The 24,345-nt window shown below is 42.0% G+C and carries 27 protein-coding genes; 17 read left to right on the top strand and 10 right to left on the bottom strand.

Going from position 1 to position 24,345, the window contains the following annotated elements; all coding sequences use genetic code 11:
• The 5 genes from porL to POV27_RS03390 all read right to left on the bottom strand — a co-directional run bounded on the left by porL (position 1) and on the right by POV27_RS03390 (position 6,787).
• Complete coding sequence (gene porL, locus POV27_RS03410) at positions 1–642, bottom strand: type IX secretion system motor protein PorL/GldL (RefSeq protein WP_272861323.1); 642 nt, start codon at positions 640–642, stop codon at positions 1–3.
• A 62-nt stretch (positions 643–704) separates the two neighbouring features.
• Positions 705–2,078 (bottom strand): T9SS ring complex lipoprotein PorK/GldK, encoded by a 1,374-nt coding sequence (gene porK / locus POV27_RS03405; protein WP_272861322.1) that lies wholly within the window; start codon positions 2,076–2,078, stop codon positions 705–707.
• Positions 2,079–2,192: 114 nt separating this feature from the next.
• Positions 2,193–3,356 carry a formimidoylglutamase gene (locus POV27_RS03400; RefSeq protein ID WP_272861321.1) on the bottom strand — a complete coding sequence of 388 codons (1,164 nt, stop codon included), beginning with the start codon at positions 3,354–3,356 and terminating at the stop codon, positions 2,193–2,195.
• Positions 3,357–5,855 carry a type I DNA topoisomerase gene (gene topA, locus POV27_RS03395; RefSeq protein ID WP_272861320.1) on the bottom strand — a complete coding sequence of 833 codons (2,499 nt, stop codon included), beginning with the start codon at positions 5,853–5,855 and terminating at the stop codon, positions 3,357–3,359.
• 149 nt (positions 5,856–6,004) lie between these two features.
• Complete coding sequence (locus POV27_RS03390; protein WP_272861319.1) at positions 6,005–6,787, bottom strand: hypothetical protein; 783 nt, start codon at positions 6,785–6,787, stop codon at positions 6,005–6,007.
• Between the two features lie 136 nt (positions 6,788–6,923).
• On the opposite strand from POV27_RS03390, the gene miaB reads away from it, so the two are divergent.
• From miaB to POV27_RS03305, 17 genes are all read left to right on the top strand, one after another.
• On the top strand, positions 6,924–8,375 hold the full coding sequence (miaB, locus tag POV27_RS03385; protein ID WP_272861318.1) for a tRNA (N6-isopentenyl adenosine(37)-C2)-methylthiotransferase MiaB: 1,452 nt from the start codon (positions 6,924–6,926) through the stop codon (positions 8,373–8,375).
• A complete protein-coding gene (locus POV27_RS03380; protein ID WP_272861317.1) occupies positions 8,372–9,337 on the top strand; it encodes a hypothetical protein in 966 nt (321 codons plus the stop codon). The genes miaB and POV27_RS03380 overlap by 4 nt, the downstream gene beginning before the upstream one ends.
• 6 nt (positions 9,338–9,343) lie before the next feature.
• The gene (locus tag POV27_RS03375; protein ID WP_272861316.1) at positions 9,344–10,624 is read left to right on the top strand and encodes a sigma-54 interaction domain-containing protein; all 1,281 of its coding nucleotides are present in this window, start codon (positions 9,344–9,346) and stop codon (positions 10,622–10,624) included.
• Between the two features lie 12 nt (positions 10,625–10,636).
• Positions 10,637–11,146, top strand: coding sequence for an LptE family protein (locus tag POV27_RS03370; protein WP_272861315.1), 510 nt, complete (start codon positions 10,637–10,639; stop codon positions 11,144–11,146).
• A 1-nt stretch (position 11,147) separates the two neighbouring features.
• Positions 11,148–12,047 (top strand): hypothetical protein, encoded by a 900-nt coding sequence (locus POV27_RS03365; protein WP_272861314.1) that lies wholly within the window; start codon positions 11,148–11,150, stop codon positions 12,045–12,047.
• Positions 12,044–12,394, top strand: a complete 351-nt coding sequence (gene secG, locus POV27_RS03360) for a preprotein translocase subunit SecG (RefSeq protein ID WP_272861313.1) — start codon at positions 12,044–12,046, stop codon at positions 12,392–12,394. Before POV27_RS03365 ends, secG begins: the two co-directional genes overlap by 4 nt.
• Before the next feature lie 157 nt (positions 12,395–12,551).
• Entirely contained in the window at positions 12,552–12,827 is a 276-nt protein-coding gene (locus POV27_RS03355) for a co-chaperone GroES (RefSeq protein WP_272861312.1), read from the top strand.
• A gap of 71 nt (positions 12,828–12,898) precedes the next feature.
• A complete protein-coding gene (gene groL / locus POV27_RS03350) occupies positions 12,899–14,530 on the top strand; it encodes a chaperonin GroEL (protein ID WP_272861311.1) in 1,632 nt (543 codons plus the stop codon).
• Positions 14,531–14,646: 116 nt separating this feature from the next.
• Positions 14,647–15,309 (top strand): NAD(P)-dependent oxidoreductase, encoded by a 663-nt coding sequence (locus POV27_RS03345; RefSeq protein WP_272861310.1) that lies wholly within the window; start codon positions 14,647–14,649, stop codon positions 15,307–15,309.
• 5 nt (positions 15,310–15,314) lie between these two features.
• The gene (locus tag POV27_RS03340; protein WP_272861309.1) at positions 15,315–15,788 is read left to right on the top strand and encodes a macro domain-containing protein; all 474 of its coding nucleotides are present in this window, start codon (positions 15,315–15,317) and stop codon (positions 15,786–15,788) included.
• Between the two features lie 30 nt (positions 15,789–15,818).
• On the top strand, positions 15,819–16,394 hold the full coding sequence (locus POV27_RS03335) for a TPM domain-containing protein (RefSeq protein WP_272861308.1): 576 nt from the start codon (positions 15,819–15,821) through the stop codon (positions 16,392–16,394).
• 6 nt (positions 16,395–16,400) lie between these two features.
• Positions 16,401–16,742 (top strand): cyclic-phosphate processing receiver domain-containing protein, encoded by a 342-nt coding sequence (locus POV27_RS03330; RefSeq protein ID WP_272861307.1) that lies wholly within the window; start codon positions 16,401–16,403, stop codon positions 16,740–16,742.
• 67 nt (positions 16,743–16,809) lie between these two features.
• A complete protein-coding gene (locus POV27_RS03325; RefSeq protein WP_272861306.1) occupies positions 16,810–17,169 on the top strand; it encodes a DUF4844 domain-containing protein in 360 nt (119 codons plus the stop codon).
• Positions 17,170–17,175: 6 nt separating this feature from the next.
• Positions 17,176–17,916 carry a 5'-methylthioadenosine/adenosylhomocysteine nucleosidase gene (locus POV27_RS03320; protein ID WP_272861305.1) on the top strand — a complete coding sequence of 247 codons (741 nt, stop codon included), beginning with the start codon at positions 17,176–17,178 and terminating at the stop codon, positions 17,914–17,916.
• Positions 17,909–18,340: a hypothetical protein gene (locus tag POV27_RS03315; RefSeq protein ID WP_272861304.1), complete on the top strand. Its 432-nt coding sequence runs from the start codon at positions 17,909–17,911 to the stop codon at positions 18,338–18,340. The genes POV27_RS03320 and POV27_RS03315 overlap by 8 nt, the downstream gene beginning before the upstream one ends.
• A 30-nt stretch (positions 18,341–18,370) precedes the next feature.
• Positions 18,371–18,919: a GNAT family N-acetyltransferase gene (locus POV27_RS03310; RefSeq protein ID WP_272861303.1), complete on the top strand. Its 549-nt coding sequence runs from the start codon at positions 18,371–18,373 to the stop codon at positions 18,917–18,919.
• Positions 18,916–19,626, top strand: coding sequence for a YqjF family protein (locus POV27_RS03305; RefSeq protein ID WP_272861302.1), 711 nt, complete (start codon positions 18,916–18,918; stop codon positions 19,624–19,626). Before POV27_RS03310 ends, POV27_RS03305 begins: the two co-directional genes overlap by 4 nt.
• Before the next feature lie 40 nt (positions 19,627–19,666).
• On the opposite strand, the gene POV27_RS03300 is transcribed toward POV27_RS03305, so the two are convergent.
• The 5 genes from POV27_RS03300 to POV27_RS03280 all read right to left on the bottom strand — a co-directional run bounded on the left by POV27_RS03300 (position 19,667) and on the right by POV27_RS03280 (position 24,299).
• Entirely contained in the window at positions 19,667–20,371 is a 705-nt protein-coding gene (locus tag POV27_RS03300) for a hypothetical protein (protein WP_272861301.1), read from the bottom strand.
• An 84-nt stretch (positions 20,372–20,455) separates the two neighbouring features.
• On the bottom strand, positions 20,456–20,824 hold the full coding sequence (locus POV27_RS03295) for a heavy-metal-associated domain-containing protein (RefSeq protein WP_272861300.1): 369 nt from the start codon (positions 20,822–20,824) through the stop codon (positions 20,456–20,458).
• A gap of 1 nt (position 20,825) precedes the next feature.
• Complete coding sequence (locus POV27_RS03290; protein ID WP_272861299.1) at positions 20,826–23,090, bottom strand: TonB-dependent receptor; 2,265 nt, start codon at positions 23,088–23,090, stop codon at positions 20,826–20,828.
• Positions 23,087–23,803 (bottom strand): heavy-metal-associated domain-containing protein, encoded by a 717-nt coding sequence (locus tag POV27_RS03285; protein WP_336375828.1) that lies wholly within the window; start codon positions 23,801–23,803, stop codon positions 23,087–23,089. The genes POV27_RS03290 and POV27_RS03285 overlap by 4 nt, the downstream gene beginning before the upstream one ends.
• Before the next feature lie 85 nt (positions 23,804–23,888).
• On the bottom strand, positions 23,889–24,299 hold the full coding sequence (locus POV27_RS03280; RefSeq protein WP_272861298.1) for an HYC_CC_PP family protein: 411 nt from the start codon (positions 24,297–24,299) through the stop codon (positions 23,889–23,891).
• Positions 24,300–24,345 lie beyond the last annotated feature (46 nt).

Raw genomic sequence — 24,345 nt, 5'->3', positions numbered from 1 at the left:
TTAGTTTCTGTTCATTGCGGACAACATACCTCCGTATACTCCATTCAAGGAAGAAAGGTTGCTGGCTAAGTGTTCCATTTGAGCTTTCAACTGAGCAGCGTTTTCTACTACTTGCTCGTTTACTTCTGCTTGACGGCTTGTAGATTCTACTTGTACTTTGTAAAGACTGTTCAAAGACTCCATTTGGGCAGCAGCCAATGCCATTTCTTCACTGTATTTCTTAGTAGAGTTCATAGCTTCTGCAGTAGGAGCCATTCCCTTGGCAGCACCTTCGAAAGAACGGATGCTTTCACCAAGACTAGACATTAATTCTCCATCAATTTTAGCCTCCTTCAACATTTCATCCAATTTCTGGGAAAGGATTCCCTGAGGATCTTTAGGCTGCTCTTTCTTGTCTTTTGTCTTTCCACCTGCTAATTCAGGATATACTAAAGACCAATCTAAATCGTCGTCTACTGGTTCGAAAGCAGAGATCGCGAAAATGATTGCTTCAGTAATAAGTCCAATGGCCAATAGAAGACCTCCGTTTAGGGGACCAAGCTCCCAGTGAAGGATCTTAAATAGGGCTCCTAAAATTACAATAGAAGCTCCAAGACCATAGGCCATGTTAAATAATTTCTTAGATGATTTTGACTGTGCCATAATACAATTTTTAAGTTAAGTTAAGTTTTACTATTTAGGTTAAGATTCAGCTATTTGTAGGACTATCGGGCATCCCCGAAGTTGTTGTTAAGCGTAACGTCGGTTCCCATGTAATCCTGTACGGTTCTGAAACCAATGTAACTTCTTGCAGAATCCGCATATTCATAGTCACGCGTGCTCACTTGCAAGAAATACGCTACGTCTTTCCAAGATCCTCCACGAACTACCTTACGCATGTTCAAGTCGTCATTTACGTTCGGGTTCATTGTTGAGGAATACTCGTAAGAATCTGGATCGTAAGAAGAAGCTACCCACTCACTTACGTTTCCAGCCATATTATAAAGGTTATAATCATTTGGCTCATATGCATCGGCCTCAACCGTATACAATGCCTGATCTGCAGCGTAGTCTCCACGAAGTGGTTTAAAGTTCGCCATGAAACATCCTCTATCGTTTTTAGCATAAGGACCTCCCCATGGGAATGTTGCAGATTCTAGACCGCCACGCGCAGCATACTCCCACTCAGCTTCTCCAGGAAGTCTGAAAGAGTTTACATATTGACGGCTTCTTGATTTTTGGTAAGCATTCTTGTAAAGCGTTCTCCATGCGCAGAAGGCCTTAGCTTGCTTCCAGCTTACTCCTACTACAGGATAGTCCCCGTATGCCTCATGCCAGAAGTAATCGTTGTGCATAGGCTCGTTGTAAGAGTAGTTAAAGTCTTTGATCCAAACTGTAGTATCTGGATAAACAGCTACTGTATCTTTTTTAATGAAGTCTTTTCTTCTCTGCCCCTTAGCACGGGCAGCGGCTTGAATGTCCATGTGGGTGTACTGGAACAACAACTTGGACACATCGATAGTTCTTTGTCCATTGTATGCCTCCTCTACAGGAATGTACATGGTGTCCATTACTTCAGTGTAGTATTCGTCTGGATAATCTCCAGTTTCCCAGATAAGATCAACATCGTTGTTGATTTTACGTCCCGCGTAGAAATCTTCACCCATACCGTAGTAATTGTCATACATATATTGCTCGTATGGGGTCATTTCTTCATTCTCTTGGTCAACGAATGCAAAATCGCCAATACCGCCGTCTCCAGGAGTAGCTCCCACCTCATCGGCAAGGATCGCTAATTTTAAACGAACGGTCGAATCGCGAACCCAGTTCACGAATTGTCTATACTCAGAGTTGGTGATTTCAGTTTCGTCCATGTAGAAGGAACGCACTGTAACAGTTCTCGTAGGAGCATCGTTTACTGCCACAAAATCGTCATCTGCTTTACCCATGATGAATGAACCACCAGGGATAAGGGTCATACCGTAAGGCTTTTGAGGGTACCATTTCTTACCTTTTGCTCCAATAAGTTCCCCTCTGTCTCCAGAGTTACAACTAAACAAAAAGGCAACCATCGCAGTGAATGCAATTAACTTCTTCATAGGTATTTAGGTTAAATTAAGTAAGATTTAAGGGCGTAAACCTATCCATAAAATTTCAAAAAAACAACAATTTTTTCAAAAAACCCTTAAACCTCTTTTTCTTAGTTTGTTTGATTATACTTCATTTTTCCGGCGGGCTTTATACCACCGTTCAGGAATTTCCTGATTTGTAGCACTCAAATATTCGCCATAAGTGCAAGGTAATAACGTATGTCTTTTTAATTTATTATTAACATTTGAAATAAATGGTAATTCTATCCACCAACGACCCGTTTTGTTGCTCTTTTTGAACACTAAAACCTCGTCATCCACGGGTACTTTATAAGTAGTATAACTTTTCTCGTCATCGAAATCCTCATCATCAATCCTGAAGTTCACTCCTTCTATGAAATACCATATTACCTGCGCGATCAACAAGGAAGCACTTTCTGAAGTATCAAAATCGGTAAGCTCGTACAAACCGAAGGACGATACCTTATTACTTATCCCTGCATAACGGGCAATAGCACAGATCTCCCGACTATCGAACCCATTGGGGCCTGCGCTAGTATTATAACTCAATTCTGAAGCTTTTATTGCCGATACATCGACAGCCACAACATCGGCATCGCGCATAATGGGCTCTACCACTGTGATGTCGCCCGTAACCTTCCCGAGTCTATACGCATCGAAGTACAATTTCTCCATCAATGCAATCTCCGCAGGCGGATTGTCATACGACTGATATCCGAGTACACTATAGTTGAAAAGATTATAGGGCTTGTCCACAATGATCTTCCCTACATAAGAAATGTTGGAAAGTGGCTGATCGGCATCCCCCAAATCGAAACGATGATCCACATTCACCATATTGATCATCCTTCCATAGGTATCGTAAGAACGATAATGTGAATACAATAAGTCCTGACTACCCCCAAGCACAATGGGTATAATGCCTTTAGAAAGTACAGCTTCTACAACCGTCTTAAAAGCAAAGTAAGTATCTTCTACCGTAGCCCCTTTTTCTATATCCCCAAGATCGACTATAGGATACGACCAATTTCCAGGGTATAGGGAATACAAAGATTTCCGAACAGAGTCAAAAGAAATATCCCCTCCTATATAATTAGTATCATTTCTATTTTCCCTAACGCCGACAATCGCAAAGCGAACTCCTTTAAGAGAAGGAAGCGCTCCCTGGGTATGATGAATCTCAATTTCCTTTCCTAGCACACCAAGGGGCAATACTTCCCTATGGGCTACTACTTTTTTAGAGACGGGGGAGAGAAACTCTATCATTTATTTTTTCTTGGCGGTCGCTTTCTTTTTACGTGTGGTTTTCTTCTTGGGTGCGTTTTTTTCTAATAAGTCTTGAGCCTCCTCTAACGTCATCTTATCGGCCTTGGTAGTTTTAGGAAGTTCTACCTTGGTTTTTCCTTTAATGAGATTGAATCTTCCCCAACGGGCTTTTTCCAATCGTATCCCTTCTTCGGGCCACTCATTGATCAACTTATCGATTTCCTTTTGCTTCTTGTCTTCAATAAGCTGAATAATATCTGCATCGGAAAGATTGTCGAAATCATATTTCTTGTTCACGTTAATGAACATATTGTTCCATTTAATAAAAGGACCGAATCTACCCTTCCCTTTTTGCACCGGCAATCCTTCATACATATATATAGGTGCATCTGCTTTTTTCTTTTCCTCTATTAAGCCAGCAGCCGTATCCATAGAAACATCCAAAGGATCCATTCCTTTAGGCAGGGAAATGAACTTGGAACCAAATCGAATGTAAGGCCCATAGCGTCCATTGGCCACTTCTACTTCTTGTCCGTCATAAACTCCTAATGTCTTAGGAAGCTTGAACAAGTCCAATACTTCTTCGAAGGTGACCAAATGCAATTGTTGGTCTGGACGTAAACTGGCAAATTTCTTATCCTCATCTTCTGGACCACCAATTTGAGCCATGGGTCCAAATTTCCCTAAACGGACCAAAACAGGTTTTCCAGTTTCGGGATCTTCTCCCAGAATACGTTCCCCACTTTCGCGTCCGGCATTTTCCTGAACATCTTCTACATGCGGATGGAACTTCTCGTAGAAATCCTTCATCATAGACGTCCATTCTTCCTTCCCTTCGGCAATGGCATCGAAATCCTCCTCTACCTTAGCAGTAAAGTTATAGTCTAAAATATCGTCGAAATGACCCACTAAGAAATCGTTCACGATCATTCCGATGTCGGTGGGAACCATTTTCCCTTTATCGCTTCCTATGGTTTCGGTCAATTTCTTATCGGTCATTTGCCCATCTTCCAATTTAAGCTGGACGTAGTGCCGCTCCACTCCTTCTACTGTTCCTTTTTCAACGTAGTTACGATTAACGATGGTAGAAATAGTTGGTGCATACGTAGACGGTCTACCTATTCCCAATTCCTCCAACTGCTTAACCAATGCTGCTTCCGTATAACGATATGGTGGACGCGTAAAGCGCTGGGTGGCGGTAATGTAATTATTTGTAAGCGGATCATTTACCTGTAGCTTAGGCAGCATTCCGTCTTGCTCTTCCTCTTCGAAATCGGTCCCTTCCAAGTACACTTTCAGGAAACCATCAAATTTTATCATTTCTCCATTGGCAGCGAATTGCTCGCTTACGGGTTGGGAGCCCAAAATGTCTATCTTCACATTGGTGCGCTCCAATTGGGCATCACTCATTTGGGATGCGATCGTACGCTTCCAAATAAGATGATACAAACGCTCCTGGTCGTAATCACCACTAATAGTATGTCGAGACATATCGGTAGGACGAATGGCTTCGTGCGCTTCCTGCGCCCCTTTCGACTTCCCTTTGTAATTTCTTGGCTGACTGTAATTCGCTCCATAGGAATTGGCAATCTCCTCTTGGGCTGCATTACGTGCATCGTCGGAAAGGTTTACACTATCCGTTCTCATATAAGTAATTAACCCCGCTTCATACAAACGTTGAGCAATGGTCATGGTTTTACTTACCGAGAAATATAATTTTCTGGAAGCTTCCTGCTGCAACGTAGAAGTAGTAAACGGCGGAGCTGGCGATTTCTTGGCTGGCTTTTTTACCAGATCGGACACTTTATAGGAAGCACCTATATTTTTTTGAAGGAACGCTCTCGCCTCTTCTTCGGTCGTGAAATTTTTAGGAAGCTTCGCCTTGAATTTGTTTCCGTTCTCATTTACGAATTCGGCTACCACACGGTAGGAAGCGACAGGATTGAATTTCTCAATCTCACGTTCACGCTCTACGATCAATCGTACGGCAACAGACTGCACCCTTCCGGCAGACAGTCCTCCCTTTACTTTTCTCCAAAGTACAGGGGACAGCTCATACCCCACCAAACGATCCAATACCCGTCTGGCTTGTTGAGCATTTACCAAATTGTAATCTATTTGTCTTGGATTTTCAATCGCCTTAAGAATGGCCGATTTTGTGATCTCATGAAAAACGATTCGCCTGGTTTTTTCCTTGTCCAGTTTCAACGACTCGGCCAAGTGCCATGCAATGGCTTCCCCTTCCCGGTCCTCATCACTTGCCAACCAAACCATCTCGGCTTTGCTCGCTAGTTCCTTTAATTCTTTCACCAAGCTTTTCTTATCGCTCGATATTATATATTTAGGTGTAAAGCCTCCTTCAACATCTACTCCCAGCTCCTTTGCTGGCAGGTCTGCAATATGTCCAAAACTAGAGGTAACCTTAAAATCCTTTCCTAGAAATTTTTCAATGGTTTTGGCTTTTGCCGGCGACTCCACGATCACTAAATTCTTTGCCATAGTCCGTAAATTTGGAGTACAAAAGTATATGATTTTTTTAATACGCTCGGAAAGGGCCCAAGATTTAAGCTTCCCTTAACACCAAAAAAAGAGCCGGAGAAAAGTTCTTCCGGCTCTATAATTTTTAATTTTTGAAGGTGCTATTGCACTTATTCCTCAACGGTTTGACCTATGCTCGATATTTCATCCACATCGTCAAAACCAATGCAATCCCTATAGGTTACATAGGTCGCCATATATGGGAAGAAATAGGTGAATATAATACCTATATAGCAGCCAATGATTCCAATGGAACCTAAGATTCCACAAACAATTCCAAGCAGTGCGAACATAAGCCAGTTCTTGTTAGCGAATTTAAACGCTGCCTTGATGATATCGGAAACACCCAAATCTTCATTGAAGATAAAAATTGGGAATATCCAATGTAAAGGCACAATCACATAAAACAATGGAATGTAGCATGCTAGGGTTGCCAAAATGGCGATACCAGCAGAGGCCAACGACAAAACAATCATCTTCCCGAAATGTCTCTTAATGATATCGAAATATCCTCCTACATCTTCGTTGGTATTAAAATCTTTCTTTTTAAGAACTTTGAAAAGGTGCCCGTATATGGAGAAATTAATGGCTTGCATTAAAAAGGACATTAAGAAAACCAAAAGGTACCATCCTAGTATTACCGGCAAAGAATATTCATCCAAAAATGAGGGCGTGTAATAAGGATCCCCAGCATTCTGCATCATTTCAATATAAAGGGGCAATACGGGGATATAAACAATTAAAAGTAATGGGATTGAAACCCCGATACTTATTAAGGTATGTACCAGCCCTTCGGTAAAGTGGGTTTTATAGATTTCGAAGCTTTTGCTAAAGATATCTCCGAAATCTGCAGGTTTGGAATTTTCAATCTTCTTAAAAATAGGATGTTCCATAAATGAATTTATTTTGGTTAGCGAATTAACCCCGTAAATGTAGTAAAAAGAAAACTGCCACTTTGTCATAAACTTCATTTTATTCCTATCTTTGCATGTTCATTGCTATATAATCGCAGACGGACGGAAACAAACTATGGAAGAAAAAGTTATAGACGAGAACAAACAGGGAGAAGCCTTGGTTTTAGAAGCCAAAGAAGGCAATGCCCGTAAATTATATATTGAAAGCTACGGATGCCAAATGAACTTTAGCGACAGTGAGATTGTCGCTTCCATTTTGGCAGAACAAGGTTTTAATACAACCCAACAAATGGAGGAAGCCGATTTGGTTCTGGTCAACACTTGCTCTATTCGAGACAAGGCCGAACAAACGGTTCGCAAACGGCTAGAGAAGTACAATGCCGTTAAGAAGATCAATCCCAAAATGAAGGTGGGCGTACTGGGATGTATGGCGGAGCGTCTTAAAAGCAAGTTTCTAGAAGAAGAGAAAATCGTGGATATGGTCGTAGGCCCCGATGCCTACAAGGACCTCCCCAATCTTTTGAAAGAAGTAGAAGAAGGTCGTGATGCCGTAAATGTCATTCTTTCCAAAGATGAAACCTATGGGGATATTTCACCTGTTCGTTTGGGAGGAAACGGAGTTACTGCTTTCGTAAGCATAACCAGAGGATGTGATAATATGTGCACCTTCTGTGTGGTTCCTTTTACCCGTGGACGCGAACGTAGTCGTGACCCTAAAAGTATTATTGAAGAAGTAAACGACCTTGCTGCAAAAGGTTACAAGGAGATTACCCTCTTAGGACAAAATGTAGATAGTTATTTATGGTATGGAGGTGGACTGAAGAAAGACTTCAAAAACGCTACCGAAATGCAAAAAGCCACTGCCACCAACTTTGCCCAATTACTGGAACTGGTGGCACAGGCACAGCCCAAAATGAGGATTCGTTTCTCTACGAGCAATCCTCAGGATATGACCGAGGATGTGCTGCACTCTATGGCCAAATACGATAATATTTGCAACTACATTCACCTTCCCGTACAAAGCGGAAGCACCCGCATTCTTAAGGAAATGAACCGTCAACATACACGGGAAGAATATTTCGAATTGATCGATACTGTAAAAAGGATCATCCCGGATTGCGGAATCTCCCAAGATATGATCACTGGTTTCCCAACAGAAACCGAAGAGGACCATCAGGATACCCTCTCTTTGATGGAATATGTAAAGTATGATTTCGGATTCATGTTCATGTACTCCGAACGACCTGGAACCATGGCCGCAAGGAAATTAGAGGACAACATTCCGGAAGAGGTGAAAAAAAGAAGATTAACGGAAATCGTAGACCTTCAGCAAAAACACAGTGCCTACAGAACACAGGAGTTTGTTGGGAAAACGGTCGAAGTACTCATTGAAAAAGAATCGCGAAAAAGTGATGCTCAGTGGAGTGGCCGTACGCAACAAAACACGGTTGCTGTATTCCCAAAAGAGCATTACAAAGTAGGTGACTTTGTCATGGTGAAGATTGAAGATTGTACCAGTGCAACTTTAATTGGAAAAGCCGTGGGATACTCAAAAGTAAATAATTGAACAACTATTTTTTCATATTAATTACGCTATTACTGATCGTTGGCTGTTCAGGCGATGACAATTCGAGCGATGAGGGTAGTTGCTTGTCCGACCAAGGTGAAATTATCCTAAATTATCGTATCACCTCGTCGAACTCGGACAGAACCCCCATAAATACTTTTTTGCTAACAAGCGATGGAACTCAATTTGACCGCTTATTGGACGAAGAAGAAAATGTAGTATCCGAATTCGAGTATGATGCAAACGGCAGACTAGTTTCTGCCTTTGGCTTCCTAAACGATTCTTGGCTTATTTACCCTGACGGAACTTACAATTACAGTTTTGAATACGAAGGAGATCAAATAAGTAGTATGACGGGAGCTTATGAAGTAGATGGCGAAACCTTTTCTGAAATCATAAACTTTCAATACGAAGGAAATGTAATTATTGGAATCGACCTTGATTATCCCGAAGATATTTTTCGGCTACGCTTGGAATTGGACAATGAAGGAAAACTTCTTAAAAGAGAGAGTTACAGGGAAGAGCAAGATAGCCCTCTAGGCACTTTTATTTACACCAGAGAATTTATGGAGTATGGAAGCTCTGGAAGATTACGATCATCCGAAAGCAGGATATTTAGATATTTTCCTATCTCGGGCGATTTGCAAGAGTTGTTTGAAGGATATCGTTATTCTTATAATTACACCAATGAAATAGGCAATCCACTCCATGAAGCTTCCAATAATGTGTACCTCAATTTTTGGATGGCACCAGAACCTTTTGTAAATGGACTTTGCAGATATAATTTTGCCGGTCAATTTTCAGATGTGTTTCAAACCAATTGGAGCGTATGGAATGTTTATTCCACCAATGCATCCTATGGGAATGGTTTTAAGGAAGAAAATTTGAAGGTCTTCTGTAACCAATTGCCTGCAAATTCTTTATATCCTTCAAGGCGATATGTAGAATTCAATTACGAATAATAACATATGGAAAACGTACAAGCAGTAAAACAACGTTTTGGAATTATAGGGAACGACGCTGGATTGAACCGCGCGGTCGAAAAAGCCGTTCAGGTAGCCCCAACCGATATTTCCGTTTTAGTTACCGGGGAAAGTGGTGTGGGGAAGGAAAGCATTCCCAAGATCATCCATTCCCTTTCCCATAGAAAGCACGGAAAATACATCGCTGTAAACTGTGGTGCGATTCCCGAAGGAACCATAGACAGTGAACTTTTCGGTCACGAAAAGGGAGCCTTTACCGGAGCTACCGCTACGCGTAGTGGTTATTTCGAAGTGGCCGATGGCGGAACCATTTTCCTAGATGAAGTGGGAGAACTCCCCTTGCCTACCCAAGTACGCCTATTGCGTGTTTTGGAGAATGGGGAATTCCTGAAAGTAGGATCTTCAAAAGCACAGAAAACCGATGTGCGAATTGTAGCCGCTACCAATGTAAATATGGCCGAGGCGATCGAAAAAGGGAAATTCAGGGAAGATCTATACTATCGATTAAGCACTGTTGAAATTACCTTACCGCCGCTTCGGAAAAGACACGAAGACATTCACTTGTTATTCCGAAAGTTCGCTTCCGATTTCGCACAGAAATACAAAATGCCAACCATCCGTTTGGAGGATGCCGCCGTGAAACTGCTGTTACAATACAAGTGGGGCGGAAATATCCGCCAGTTACGAAATGTGGCCGAACAAGTTTCGGTGTTGGAGCAGAACAGAACGATTTCTTACGAAACCTTGAAAAGTTATCTGCCCGATGTGGGCAGCAATCTTCCGGCGGTGATCAACACTAAAAAACCGGAAAGCGATTTTAGCAACGAACGGGAAATCCTGTACAAGGTACTGTTCGATATGCAACGGGACATCAATGACCTGAAGAAGCTTACCATGGAACTGATGAAGGGAGAAAATACTGACGCCGTGCGTGAAGATAACGCATCGCTCATCAATAAAATCTATTCCCAAGAAACCGATCACGAAGCCCAATTGGCCTCAATCGTGGAAGAAGACACCCCGCAGTCCTATGACGTAGAAGTTGTATCGCAAACATCCGAAAACGCTGTTGCAGAAGTAGCAGAAGACAAATATCATTTTGCCGAGGAAATTCAGGAAGAAGAGAATCTTTCTTTACATGAAAAGGAATTGGAGCTCATTAAAAAATCCTTGGAAAAGTACGACGGCAAGCGCAAAGATGCGGCCAAAGAGTTGGGCATAAGCGAGCGTACCCTATACCGTAAAATAAAGCAATACAATCTGTAGTTTTAGATTTTTATGAGCAGACTTATTAAAATCTCACTTTGCCTAGCCTTGATTACCCTATGTCAAGGATGTAAAATAAAGTATTCCTTTTCCGGTATTAGTACTGGGGATGCTGAAACCTTTCAGGTAAACAATTTTGTGAACAATGCGGCTTTGGTTGAGCCCAGAATTGCGAGGGATTTTACCCTGGCCCTTCAGGATATCATCCTTACCCAATCCAGTTTGGCGCTCACCCCTACCAATGGCGATATTATCTATGAAGGTGAGATTACTAGATATTATGTGGCTCCCATTACGGCAACCTCACAAAGTACAGCAGCCCAGAACCGTTTGACGATGGAAGTAAATGTCCGTTTTTTCAATACCTTGGACTCTGAAAAGGACTTCGAACAAAAGTTCTCTTTTTATTTCGATTATGAAGGTGGCGCTCAGCTAATTGGCTCTCAATTGGATGAAGCATTGGAAGCCATTTTCGAACGAATTACGCAAGACATTATAAACAAATCCTTGGCCGATTGGTAATATGAACACCGATACCTTCACATATTTGTTGGCAAATCCACAAACCATCCATCCGGAACAGGTGAAGGAATTGGACACGCTTTTAAATAGATACCCTTACTTTCAAAGTGCTAGGGCATTACAACTAAAGGGATTAAAAAACCAAAGCAGTTATCTCTATAACGACGCCTTGAAACTGGCAGCTGCCCATACGACCGATAGGGATATCCTTTTCGAATACATAACCTCCAAGGAGTTTATTCAAAACAATATTTCAGAAACCATCCTTCAACAAAGTGATGCAGTAAAGGAAATTGAAGTGGTTTCCGAAAATGTTTCTGAAACGGTAAGCCGTGAGATTCACGAGCAATTGCAAACGGAAATGAAAAAGGCGGAAGCCATTCTAAATCCGGACCTATTCGAGCGTAAATCGACCCCCATTGCCGTAGCCCCTTCCGAAGAAAAAGAGGAAAAGGAAGAGATCACCGAACCGGAAGACACCCTAGAAATTGATAGCCCCATCACCTTTACCAAAAGCGACACCCATTCTTTTGGAGAATGGTTAAAGCTCACCCAAGCTCAACCTATTGATCGTGAGGAAAAAGAAGACGAAGCTTCTAAAAATGATCTTCAAAAAGACCGGGAGCGAAAATTCCAGCTCATTGAGAAGTTCATACAGGAGCGTCCCAAGATAGAACGGAAAGAGCCAGCCAAGAAAAACAAAAACCTTGCAAAGCCTTATACACAGGCACCTGATCAGCTTATGACAGAAACCTTAGCCAAGGTTTATTTGCAACAGAAAAATTATAAAAAAGCCATTCAGGCATATAAAATTTTAATTTTGAAAAATCCCGAAAAAAGTGGTTTCTTTGCAGACCAAATTCGGGCGATAGAAAAATTGATTAATACAGAAGAACAATGACACAATTTACCATATTTTTAGTCCTAATCGTTTTCGTAGCATTTTTGCTAGTAGTGGTTATCATGGTACAGAACCCAAAAGGAGGAGGATTGTCTTCTACCTTTGGAGGTGGCGGAGGTCAGCAATTGGGAGGTGTAAAGAAAACCACCGATTTCCTCGACAAGAGTACTTGGACTTTAGCCATTATCCTATTGGCACTAATCCTTTTGTCTAATATCTCATTATTTGAAGGACAAGGAAACACGCAGTTCTTGGATCAGGATCAAATTGAAAGCGTAGAACTTCCTTCTAGTAATGAAGGCAGCAACGGAGGCGAAAGCGGTGGCGGTACTCCTGAAACCCCATAATTGAATGGACAAACACATTACAGAAATGCCAACTTGTCATAAGTTGGCATTTTTTGTTTCAAATTGACAGAAAAAAGGCCTTGGCATAATTTCTGAAAAAAGGGAAATCGTAATATTCAAAAAACATAAAAATTAACTTCATAAAATACAATTGAAAATGGCATTGAAAATCCAACCACTTTCAGATCGCGTTTTGGTCGAGCCACAAGCCGCCGAAACCCAAACTGCTTCTGGGATCTACATTCCAGATTCTGCAAAAGAAAAACCACAACAAGGAAAAGTAGTAGCCGTTGGCAAGGGTAAAAAAGATCACGATATGACCGTTAAGGTGGGCGATACCGTTTTGTACGGTAAGTACTCCGGTAGCGAACTTAAATTCGACGGTAAGGACTACCTAATCATGCGTGAGGATGATATTCTCGCCATCATTTAAATTCTATCAATACTAAAAGTTAAACCAATCTGCCTATAGCATATAGCTTATGGCTTAAAGCATTAGATAAAATGGCAAAAGATATAAAATTCGATGTGGAAGCACGGGACGCGATCAAACGCGGTGTAGACGCATTGGCAAACGCAGTAAAAGTAACCTTAGGCCCTAAGGGAAGAAATGTAATCATTAGTAAATCCTTCGGAGCTCCCCAAGTAACCAAAGATGGAGTTTCCGTGGCTAAGGAAATTGAATTGGAAGACGCCCTAGAAAACATGGGAGCGCAAATGGTAAAGGAAGTAGCTTCCAAAACCAACGATCTAGCCGGTGACGGTACCACTACCGCAACTGTATTGGCACAAGCCATCGTAAAAGAAGGTCTTAAAAACGTTGCCGCTGGAGCCAACCCAATGGACTTAAAGCGCGGAATCGACACCGCAGTAGATGCGATCGTAGCTAACTTGGAAAAACAATCGACCAAGGTTGGGAACTCTTCCGAAAAGATTCAGCAAGTAGCTTCTATTTCTGCCAATAACGACAACCAAATTGGTGATCTAATCGCCCAAGCTTTTGGAAAAGTTGGAAAGGAAGGCGTAATCACTGTAGAAGAGGCCAAAGGAACCGAAACCTATGTAGACGTAGTAGAAGGAATGCAGTTTGACCGCGGATACCTTTCTCCTTACTTCGTTACCGATAGCGATAAAATGCAAACGGAATTGGAAAGCCCAATGATCTTGTTGTATGACAAGAAGATTTCCAATATGAAAGATTTACTTCCTGTATTGGAGCCCGTAGCGCAACAAGGAAAGTCTCTATTAATCATCGCCGAAGATGTTGAAGGAGAAGCCTTGGCAACTTTGGTAGTAAACAAATTACGTGGCGCCCTTAAAATTGCCGCAGTAAAAGCGCCTGGATTTGGGGATCGTCGTAAGGCCATGTTAGAAGATATCGCTATCCTAACTGGAGGAACCGTAATCTCTGAAGAAAGAGGGTTTACATTAGAGAATGCCACTGTTGAGATGTTGGGAACTGCTGAGACAGTAACTATCGATAAAGACAACACTACCGTTGTAAACGGTGCTGGAAACAAGAGCGACATCAAAGCCCGTGTGGGACAGATCAAAGCACAGATCGAAACTACCACAAGCGACTACGATAAAGAGAAACTTCAAGAGCGTTTGGCCAAATTGGCTGGTGGTGTAGCTGTATTGTATGTAGGTGCTGCTTCCGAAGTAGAAATGAAAGAAAAGAAAGACCGTGTAGACGATGCACTTCACGCTACCCGTGCTGCGGTAGAAGAAGGTATCGTTGCAGGTGGAGGAGTTGCTTTCGTACAGGCCAAGAAAGTACTGGAAAAGTTAACTACCGATACTATGGACGAAGCTACAGGAATCCAGATTGTAGCCCGTGCTATCGAAGCACCTTTACGTACGATCGTTGAAAATGCAGGTGGAGAAGGATCTGTAGTGATCAATAAAGTGATGGAAGGAAAGAAAAACTTCGGTTACAATGCAAAAAACGAAGAATATGTGGACATGCTAAAAGCTGGGATCATCGATCCTAAGAAAGTAACACGTATCGCTTTAGAGAATGCAGCTTCTGTAGCGGGAATGATCCTAACGACAGAGTGTGCCTTGGTAGACATTAAAGAAGATGCTCCTGCCATGCCTCCTATGGGTGGCGGCGGAATGCCAGGCATGATGTAGGCCGGAGCCCGGCCGGGCAATGAATAACATAGGTTTATTTAAAACCAGAACTATAAGACCCCTGCTTTTGCGGGGGTTTTCTTTTTAATGGGAAAGCGGTATCTTAGTAGTACCAGATGGAAAAAGGAAAAATACTTTTATTGGGAGCTACGGGTCGAACTGGAAAATGGGTCCTGAAAACCGCTTTAGAGAAGGGGTATCAAGTACATTGCCTAGCGCGTAATTCCAGTCGAATTCCACCCGCGGAAGGACTTACCGTTTTCGAAGGCAATGCATCCCATCCAGATGCTATGTTGAAAGCCGTTCAAGGCTGTCAGCACGTAATTAGCACCTTGAATGTTTCCCGGAAATCGGACTTTCCGTGGTCGCCTTTAAAAACCCCTAAGGACTACCTTTCTAACGTAATGAGCCTACTCATTCCTATGGCCGAAAAACAAGGTGTAAATCGAATGATCGTCTGTTCTGCTTGGGGAGTCGCCGAAACCAAAAAAGACATTCCCGGATGGTTTCGTTGGTTCATCGATAACAGTAACATTGGGGCCGCTTATCGGGATCATGAACGGCAGGAGGTCATTATAGAACCTTCCAATTTACAATGGACCTTGGTGCGGCCTGTGGGCTTAACCAATAGCACCAAAAGACAGTCCATTAAGGAGACTTTTGGTGAAGAATCCAAACCTAGCATGACTGTTAGCCGTAAAAGCGTGGCCGAGTTTATGGTGGATAGTATCGATAGAAAAGATTTGATTGGGAAAAAAGTGGTGATTTCGAAAGGGTAAGTTCAATGAAAACCATTAATTACATTATCGGAGATGCTACAAATCCTCAAACTGAGGGAAACAAAATCATTGTTCATATATGTAATGATATTGGGGGATGGGGAAAAGGATTTGTCATGGCACTTTCTAGAAAATGGCCCGAACCCGAACAACGCTATCGCGAGTGGCATAAAAGTCAGGAGGGTTTTGAATTAGGAGCGGTGCAATTTGTTCAAGTAGCAAATGATCTATGGATTGCCAATCTTATTGGTCAACACAAAATACGCAAAGATGAAAACGGGAACCCTCCCATTCGTTATGATGCAGTAGCTAAAGGCCTAACACAAGTAGCTGAAAAAGCCGTTTCACTTAATGCTTCCGTTCATATGCCACGTATAGGCTGTGGATTGGCGGGAGGAAAATGGGAGCATATAGAACCCTTGATCATGGATAGTTTAATAGCTTCTAAAGTGGGTACAACCGTTTACGATTTTGGATAGAAGGACAGAAATAGTATAACTAAACTAGAATTGAAGAAAAGAATTTTATATATCGTTGGAGGTATTGCAATCCTACTCGTGATTGCCTACTATTCGGCTCCTTTCATCGGCACCTATATGGCAGCTCGCGATTCCTATGAGGCATGGCAGGAAGTGGAGCAGAACGAATCGGTTCAAGCCCGTAGCGCCACGAAAATGTTCCCCGAACCTTTGGGATATGTTTCCGATTTTGAGAAGGTGTTCACATCGATTCAGACGGAAAAACTGGAAAAACGCCTCGCCAACTACGAACAAGAAACCACTCGAGAAATAGCTGTCGTTACAATAGCCTCTTTAGCACCCTACGAGGACATTAATGATTATGCAAAAGACCTCGGTAATGAATGGGGTGTGGGGAAAGCGGATTCGGACAATGGACTTTTAATTGTACTATGCAAAGAATTGAGAATGGTCCGAATTTCAACAGGCTATGGAACCGAAAATGTATTGACCGACTCCATCTGCCAAGCAGTGATCGATAAAACCATGCTGCCCTACTTTAGGGAAGGCAATTATTACGATGGAATTGAGGTAGCCTTAGATGAACTATTACAACATTGGAAATAACCTATTTTGAAGAAAAAACTGTTTCTAGACGACATTAGAACCATCGAAATGGTGTATGACAAGGCTATGGAAGCCGAGTTCGACATCGTACGAACGTATGATGCTTTTGTAAAATATATCGAAACCCATGGCCTTCCCCCATTCATCAGTTTTGATAATGATTTGGGTTTGAACAAAGAAGGCGAAGTCGCTCCAGATGGATACGCCGCAGCCAAATGGCTGGTATACGAATCGGGTCTCGATCTAAGGAATTTAGAATTCAAAGTGCATTCTGCCAATCCTGTAGCCGCCGAACAGATAAGAGGGTTACTGACGAATTACATCAATTATTTGAAAAGTAATGAATAAACTATCACTGCTTTTATTGTTATTCATAGGGATTTCGTGCAATCAATCTGCAAAAAAGCAAACACTTATGGAAACTCCCGAAAACGCTGATCAGTTATTCGAAGAATTCTTGTCAAAGGATAAATTCTTAGTGGAAAGCGCCTACCCGGGAATTTCGGAAGAGTCTTTACGTCCTATTCTTTCACAAAAAATAAATGAAGTTGCTAAGGACTTCCAGAAAATTGCGAACTCCGAAACACCTACCGAAGAACAATACCAAGAAGCCATTAAAATAGGACTTGAGAGGTTCCCTGAGCTTGAACTAGGTTTCGATTCCGAAGATCGGGAACGTATATGCCTCTACTTTAAAGAGGTTATGGATATTGTAGGCCTTCAAAGCTCTCAAGGGCAGATCAACAGGTTTTATTATGGGTTCAATATCAACTAAAAGAGTATGAAAACTGGCATCATGAGCGCTATGTTGGAGGAAATGGAATCCCTCCTAGAAGTTATGGACATTACTTCCACCCAAGAAAAGGGAAACCGAACCTATTATTCGGGTATGCTTTGGGGCCATGAGGTAGTACTCGTATTTTCCCGTTGGGGAAAAGTAGCTTCCGCCACTACGGCAACCCATCTTATTATAGAACACAAAGTAGATCGCATCCTATTTTCAGGAGTGGCTGGAGCATTAGATCCACGATTGAATGTGGGCGATATAGTCATCGGTACAAAATTGTATCAGCACGATATGGATGCCCGTCCTATCTTTCCGCAATTCGAAATTCCATTGGTGCATACCTCTTATTTTGAAACCGATGAAGACCTTCGAAATCAATTAAAGAGTGCTGCCATCTCTTTCCTGGAAAGCAATACGATTGATGAAGCCACGAAAGAGACCTTCAAAATTCATCATCCCAAGATCATGGAAGGCGCCATTGCAAGTGGGGATCGATTCATATCGGATGCTAAAGATGCTGAGCATATAAAACAACTGCTGCCGGATCTATTGTGCGTAGAAATGGAGGGAGCTGCCGTAGCACAGGTTTGTTCAGACTACAACATTCCCTTTGCTTTAATCAGAACCATTTCAGACGCAGCTGATGACAATGCCACGATCGATTTTCAGGCATTTGTTAAGGAAGTCGCAACGGTTTATACCCATGGAATCTTAATCTCATTTTTGAATGCATAAAGCATGGTTTATTATAGGGGGAATCATTTTTATACTCGTTATTTGGGGACGCATTTTAGATTGGAGTTGGAAACGACAACTTAAAGAAGTACAGGACAATCGAAAACCCTTAATGAAATATGAATATATCTCTTTATTGAAAGAAAAAGGATACGACCCTAAACATGCGGAATTGATCCATGACGAATTGAAAAGTTGGCTAATGCTTGACAATTTCAACATGCATCCCGAAGATGATGTTTTCAGGTTATATAAAATTGATGAGTCCGATATTGATATTCTAATAGACGATGCTTGCAAAAAGCTTAAAATTCGAAAAATTGAACAAAAAGATTGCGACCTACTGAACAGCAAATTTGAAACTACAAGTGCGGAATACTTGGTAGCCTTACTTCAATTAGCATCGCAAGAAAAGTTGAAATAAGTTAATTTTACTAACCAAAACGCATTAATCATGTGGCCAAAGTACCTAGAGACAAGAGAAACCGAACGCCTTATCATCCGCCCATTAACGAATGAGGATGTGGAGCCATGGATTCCTTATATCATGGACGAAGAGGCTACGGCCTATTTTCCTATAGAATGGAAATTGAGCCCAGAGAAATCGCAAGAGTGGATCGATTTCCAATTGAAACGGTATGCAGAAAGTAGATATGGCTTACAGGCGCTCATTGAAAAGGAATCGGGCCAACTCATAGGGCAATGCGGTCTTTTGGCTCAAAAGGTGGACGACATAGAAGAATTGGAAATAGGATACCACTTACTTCCCGAATTCTGGGGAAAAGGGTATGCCTCAGAAGCAGCACAATTCTTTAAAAAATTAGCCTTCGAAAACCAATTGACAACTTCTATCATTTCCATTATCGATCTCGAAAATACCCCTTCAATAAAAGTGGCCGAACGCAATGGAATGAGAAGGGAAAAACAAACCACCTACTACGACATGGATGTTTACGTCTACAGAATTCATGAGGAGGATTTCAAAAATTCCCTAAAGCCATGAGTTTCCTAAAAGCTGAATGGCGAAAATTGGCCATGGCCAACTACGAAGTAGATCCTGCTCTATTGAAACCCTATGTCCCACACGGAACCGAATTGGATACTTGGAACGGAACAAACTATGTGAGCCTTGTAGGCTTTATGTTCTTGAACACCAAAATGCTTGGTGTAAAGATTCCGTTTCATGTAAATTTTGAAGAAGTGAACCTGCGGTTTTATGTGAAGTATAAGGATGGCGCTGAGTGGAAAAGAGGCGTTGTATTCATCAAGGAAATTGTTCCCAAGCATGCCATTACTTTTGTTGCCAACACCCTGTATGGCGAACATTATGCCACCCATAAAATGAAGCATACTTGGACGGAAAACGAATCTTCCCGTCAAGTCTCATACGCTTGGAAAGTGGCTAAACAATGGCAAAAGTTCTCTGTAGAAGCCGAACGGGAATTGAGTCTTATCGAAGAGGGTAGTGAAACCGAATTCATTACCGAACATTATTGGGGATACACCAAAAAGAATGACACTACCACTACAGAATATGAAGTGACTCATCCCAAATGGCAGCAGTATGAGGTGAAAAATTATGATATAGATGTCGATTTCGGTGCGACCTATGGCGACACCTTTCAATTCCTAAATGAGGAAACACCCAAATCGGTGATGCTAGCCGAAGGTTCCCTGATCACCGTAGAAGGAAAACGAACCCTAAAATGAAGGGATCATCAACTATCGACTATGGACTATAGTCTATAGACTAATTAACCACATCATAAAAATACTCTGCACGCAAGTACTGTTTGTTCAGTAAAGAATCTACGAAATAGCTTTTGCGGTGTTTGTGAAGCAGCAATCCTTTGTATTCTTGGAATTCTAGATTTTCAATCAAGCTGTAACGTCCATTGTGCAGCACTTTATTGGCTACACAGCGATTCCCTTCATCAAAGTAAAACCACCAAGTATCTTTAGAATTGGAGTAGTTCACTTTAATTTCAGAAACAGGAATGGTGTCAAACAACACTCGCTTGCCTACATATTCCATTTGCGCATTGGAATCCCTTAATTTAAAGGGTTGAAAAAATACAAATTCGGCGGATTGAATGGTCTTCAGGGCTGTTTGGGATGTGATGGAATCCTGTACTATGGAATCATTTATAGATGTAAACACTTCGCTCCCATCGTAGGATATTTCACGAACCGCTCCACCCCAAATACCGTGAATACGGGTTTTATATCTCGGTACTTTGGTAAAATTTTGATACTGCCGATCCTGGGATTCTAAATACCCATTTTCATCGAAAAGTTTCACAAGTTTACGAATCTCTATGGCATCTAGGTTTTCATACCCTTCCCATCCGCCATGGACCTGAATGCTTTGATCAATAAGTGCTTCGGGAGTGGGCTCTACCTCCTTGGCACACCCATAAAATAAGACAAGACATAAAAGAAATAGTATACGCATGGTTGGTTCATTAGAAACCCGAAAGTACAAAAAAGCCCATAAGATTGCATCCTATGGGCAGTTATCTTTGGTATTGACTTCTAACTAGCGGCCTCCGTCTCCATCTTCATGATCATCCCTGATCTTTTCATCTCGGTAACGACAGCACTCATGAACGGTGTTATAGGCTTCATCGGTCGCTTTTATTTCTTGGGTATCATGCCCAACAGCTGCGATGTTCTCTTGTATGGCTTTAAGGTCGGTCTTGCGCTCATCGAAAATGAGCTTCAACTCGTGGGTCTCCAAATTCCAAACGGCAGACTTAACCCCTTTTGTCTTTAATGAGGCCAATTCGATACGTTTTTTACACATCATACAAACGCCGTCTACATCTAAGGAGGCTTTCGCATTTTTATCTTGGGCCATAAGTCCCGTGGTCATTAAAACCAAAACAATTGCAATTATTTTTTTCATCTTATTGAATTTTATAGCGCAACCCGGCATAATACATACTACCAAATATCGGACCATAAACAAAGGTAGTATCGAAATAGGTTGCAAAAGGATTTTCTGCATTTACAATAGGCTGGTCCTGCCTTACATCTGTAATATTCTCTCCGCCCAAATATACTTCAAAACGGGGAGAAAAAACTTTGGTTACCTGAGCATTCAGCGTACTTACAGTTGGAGTGCGTTCGGACAGTTGGAAAAACTCTGGACTTGTCGCTGTAGACGGATACCGCTGCGAATCTAACCAATTGAAGGTCGCATCGAACTTCCACTGCGCCCCTTGTTCACTTTTAGCTGTCTCATAGCCTGCATTGGCAAATACTCGATTCTTAGGTGTTAATGGGCGTTCCAATCTACCCGACAAATAATCTGTCTGTATATCATAGTACTTGTAGGCCGTACGAAGATCGAATCGCTCAAAAGGAGTGTAATTAAATTCTACTTGAAAGGAATTCGCAAAGCTCTCCCCCCTTAGATTGTAGAATCGCACATTTTGCGGATTCTCCCAATCGACCACTACCTGATTCTGAAAATCGGTTCGGTAAAAATCGAAAGTGACATCTGCCTTTCTTCCCAATAGATTGAATCCTTGCAAATAGGAAAATCCGTAGTTCCAGGCAACTTCAGGGTCCAAACCATAAATCTTTCCATCGGTATCCAAAATATTGATGTTCCTATTGCTGGCAAACAACTTCTGATTTTCAGTAAAAATATTGGCACTTCTTCTTCCGCTTCCCGCAGAAAGTCGGAAGGCCGATTTCTCCCAGGGCGTGTACTTTACATGCAAACGGGGTGTCACAAAGAAGCCCAAACGATTATGATTGTCTACCCGTATTCCTGCTTGAAGCGTAAGAGCATCCAAATTGTCGTAAGAATATTCAAAAAATCCTCCCACCGAATTTTCAGTGCGTTCATAGGTGGTTTCATTCACATCTTCGTCATATTGATCGTAGGTAAAACTGACGCCAGCTTTCACCTTATGACGTGAATCGCTAATGATGGTATTGTAGAGGGCATTTCCATAGAAACTCGCATGGGTAATATCGTATTCATTCAACCCAAAGTAAGAATCCTGATTGTGCCAACTAAAAGCAGTCTGCACACCTAGGCTTTGATACGGAACACTAGGATTTACCCACCCTAATTTGGCAGAAACATCGAATCGCTGGGTTTCTATTTCGCTTCTCCAAAGTAGCGAATTAGAATCCGATCCTCCATGACCATGACCTCCGGTATCCCCATCGTCTGAATTCGAATGTATTTGCCCAGATTCATTCAGGTCATCCATATATCTAAAATTGATAAAACTCACCAACCCTTTTTCTGGATTCGTGTATTGCCAACGATTCATCAAATTAATTTGCTTTCCCGTAGGCATATCGAGAAAATTATCATCGTTCCTATCGTGATGTCCATCCCTAAGATTTCCATGCAGGTAAAAACCGGCATCCCATTTGTCGCTCACCTTTGTATTCAGGTGAGTATTGAGTTCGTTTCTACCACTATTGGCGGTGTATAAATTTTGATAGAAAGAAAAGTCCTTGGTAGGTTTTTGCAATTCGGCATTGATCTGCCCGGCAATACTCTCGAAGCCATTCACCACGCTACCCGCCCCTTTTGTAATCTGAATGCTCTCCACCCATGTTCCTGGAATAAAGCTAAGCCCATACGCCTGAGCAGCACCACGAATGGAGGGAATATTCTCCGTAGCGATCAAAATATTAGGGCTCTCCAGACCTAGCATTCTAATCTGCCGTGTTCCGCTTACGGCATTGGCAAAATTTACATCGATGGACGGATTGGTTTCAAAACTCTCCGAAAGGTTACAGCAAGCGGCTTTTAACAATTCATCGCTGCTCACCAAAATGGTATTTTCCGCTTTCAAGAAGGATCTTGCGGACGCCTTCTTTCGTGCAGAAACTGTAACCTCATCCAAGTCATTACTGGCCTGAAGTGTATGTTCAATACGCTGGTTACCCGAAACCGTTATGGTTTCGGTCTCATAGCCAACGTAACTAATAACCAATTGTGAATAGGAAGAGTCATAGGGAATACTGAAACTTCCATCAACATCCGTTACCGCTCCTATGTCTGTATTTAACCAAACCACATTGGCTCCAAACAAGCCTTCTCCAGAATTGCTAGCGCCATCCAATATCCTACCTTCCAGTCGATCCTGTGCCGTTGCTACAACGGGGAACAAGATCAATGCTAATAACCACTTTCTCATAAGGCAGTTGGATTTAACAACATGAATATCGCCATGGCGATCATCAAGGTATTCTCGATAAAGGTGGCCTCGGTCATGGGCAGGTTGAGTGCTGTCCCCAAGCAAGCACACTTTATTTTCCGTTTATCGAGCAAGGTTCTAAGTACCCCTATGGTGGTAATGCCCAAGAGAACAATGGTGGCATAGAGTGCGATCTTTACTTCCCATCGAAGCAGGAACATGATGCCGAGTCCTATTTCTAGAAAGGGATAGATCCACCCGTACAAAGGAAGTGCCTTTGCTAAAGGATCATACATGCTAAAACTGGGCGGGAATCCCTTTAAGTCCAATAGTTTGAAAAAACTAAAGACGATAAAGAACAAGCCCATAAAATCCAACATGGAACTAGCAAAATTTCCTTCCTTATAATTGAGCAATACCACGGCAACCACCAAGTAAACGAAGATGAGCAGCAAGGGCCTTAATTGTCTCAATTTCGAAGGCGATGCTGTATCTGAGGACAACGCCGCCATAGGTGAAATTTGATATTTCGTTCCCAGTGTGGTCTGGAGCTTGGCAATATCGAGCATATCATGGGAAGCTACGATAGCCTTCCCTTTTTTCAAGTCGACCGTGACCGAGGTAACCCCGTCCACTGCTCCTATTTTTTTCTGAACAGTTTCCCTACAACCTTCACAGGTCATTCCAGATACCGCATATATTTTTGTTATCATGATTTCTTTTTGATGTTAGGTTTCATTCCAAAACAAACGAGTCCCAATGAGGACGAAGGGAAGTATAACATCCCATGGAATGACATCAAATTAAGAAAGTATCGTACAGCACACAGAAGTCTTCCTCCAAGGGAGGCGGGCTGTAGTCTTTGAAATAGTCATGTTCTTTCTTGAAAGAAGTCGTCTCCTTAAGTACGAAAATGGAAACAAAGGATGCTACAAAAACAGGATCCAATTGCACATCAAAAGATACATCGGCGAAGTTGTCATCAACATCGACCTGTGTATACTTATTATCGCAACAACCATGCTCCTCGGTCGATTCGTCTGCACAACCATCGTCATGTGTCATGGCCATCCCACAGGAAAGAACCTCTTGCCCTAGGGTAACTTTGGCCATCATTTCGTGTTCCCCACAGAAGTGTTGGGCATAGGTAATCCCCGTGCTACTAAGCAACAATAGAAGGGATAAACATATTGAAATGACTTTTTTCATTGATACAAATGTAAAAAAAGGAGGCCACTTTGCTAAAATAGCCTCC

The sequence above is a fragment of the Aureisphaera galaxeae genome (genome assembly GCF_028561275.1).
Classification (GTDB): Bacteria; Bacteroidota; Bacteroidia; order Flavobacteriales; family Flavobacteriaceae; genus Aureisphaera; species Aureisphaera galaxeae.
This window is presented reverse-complemented; position numbering and strand designations above follow the sequence as displayed.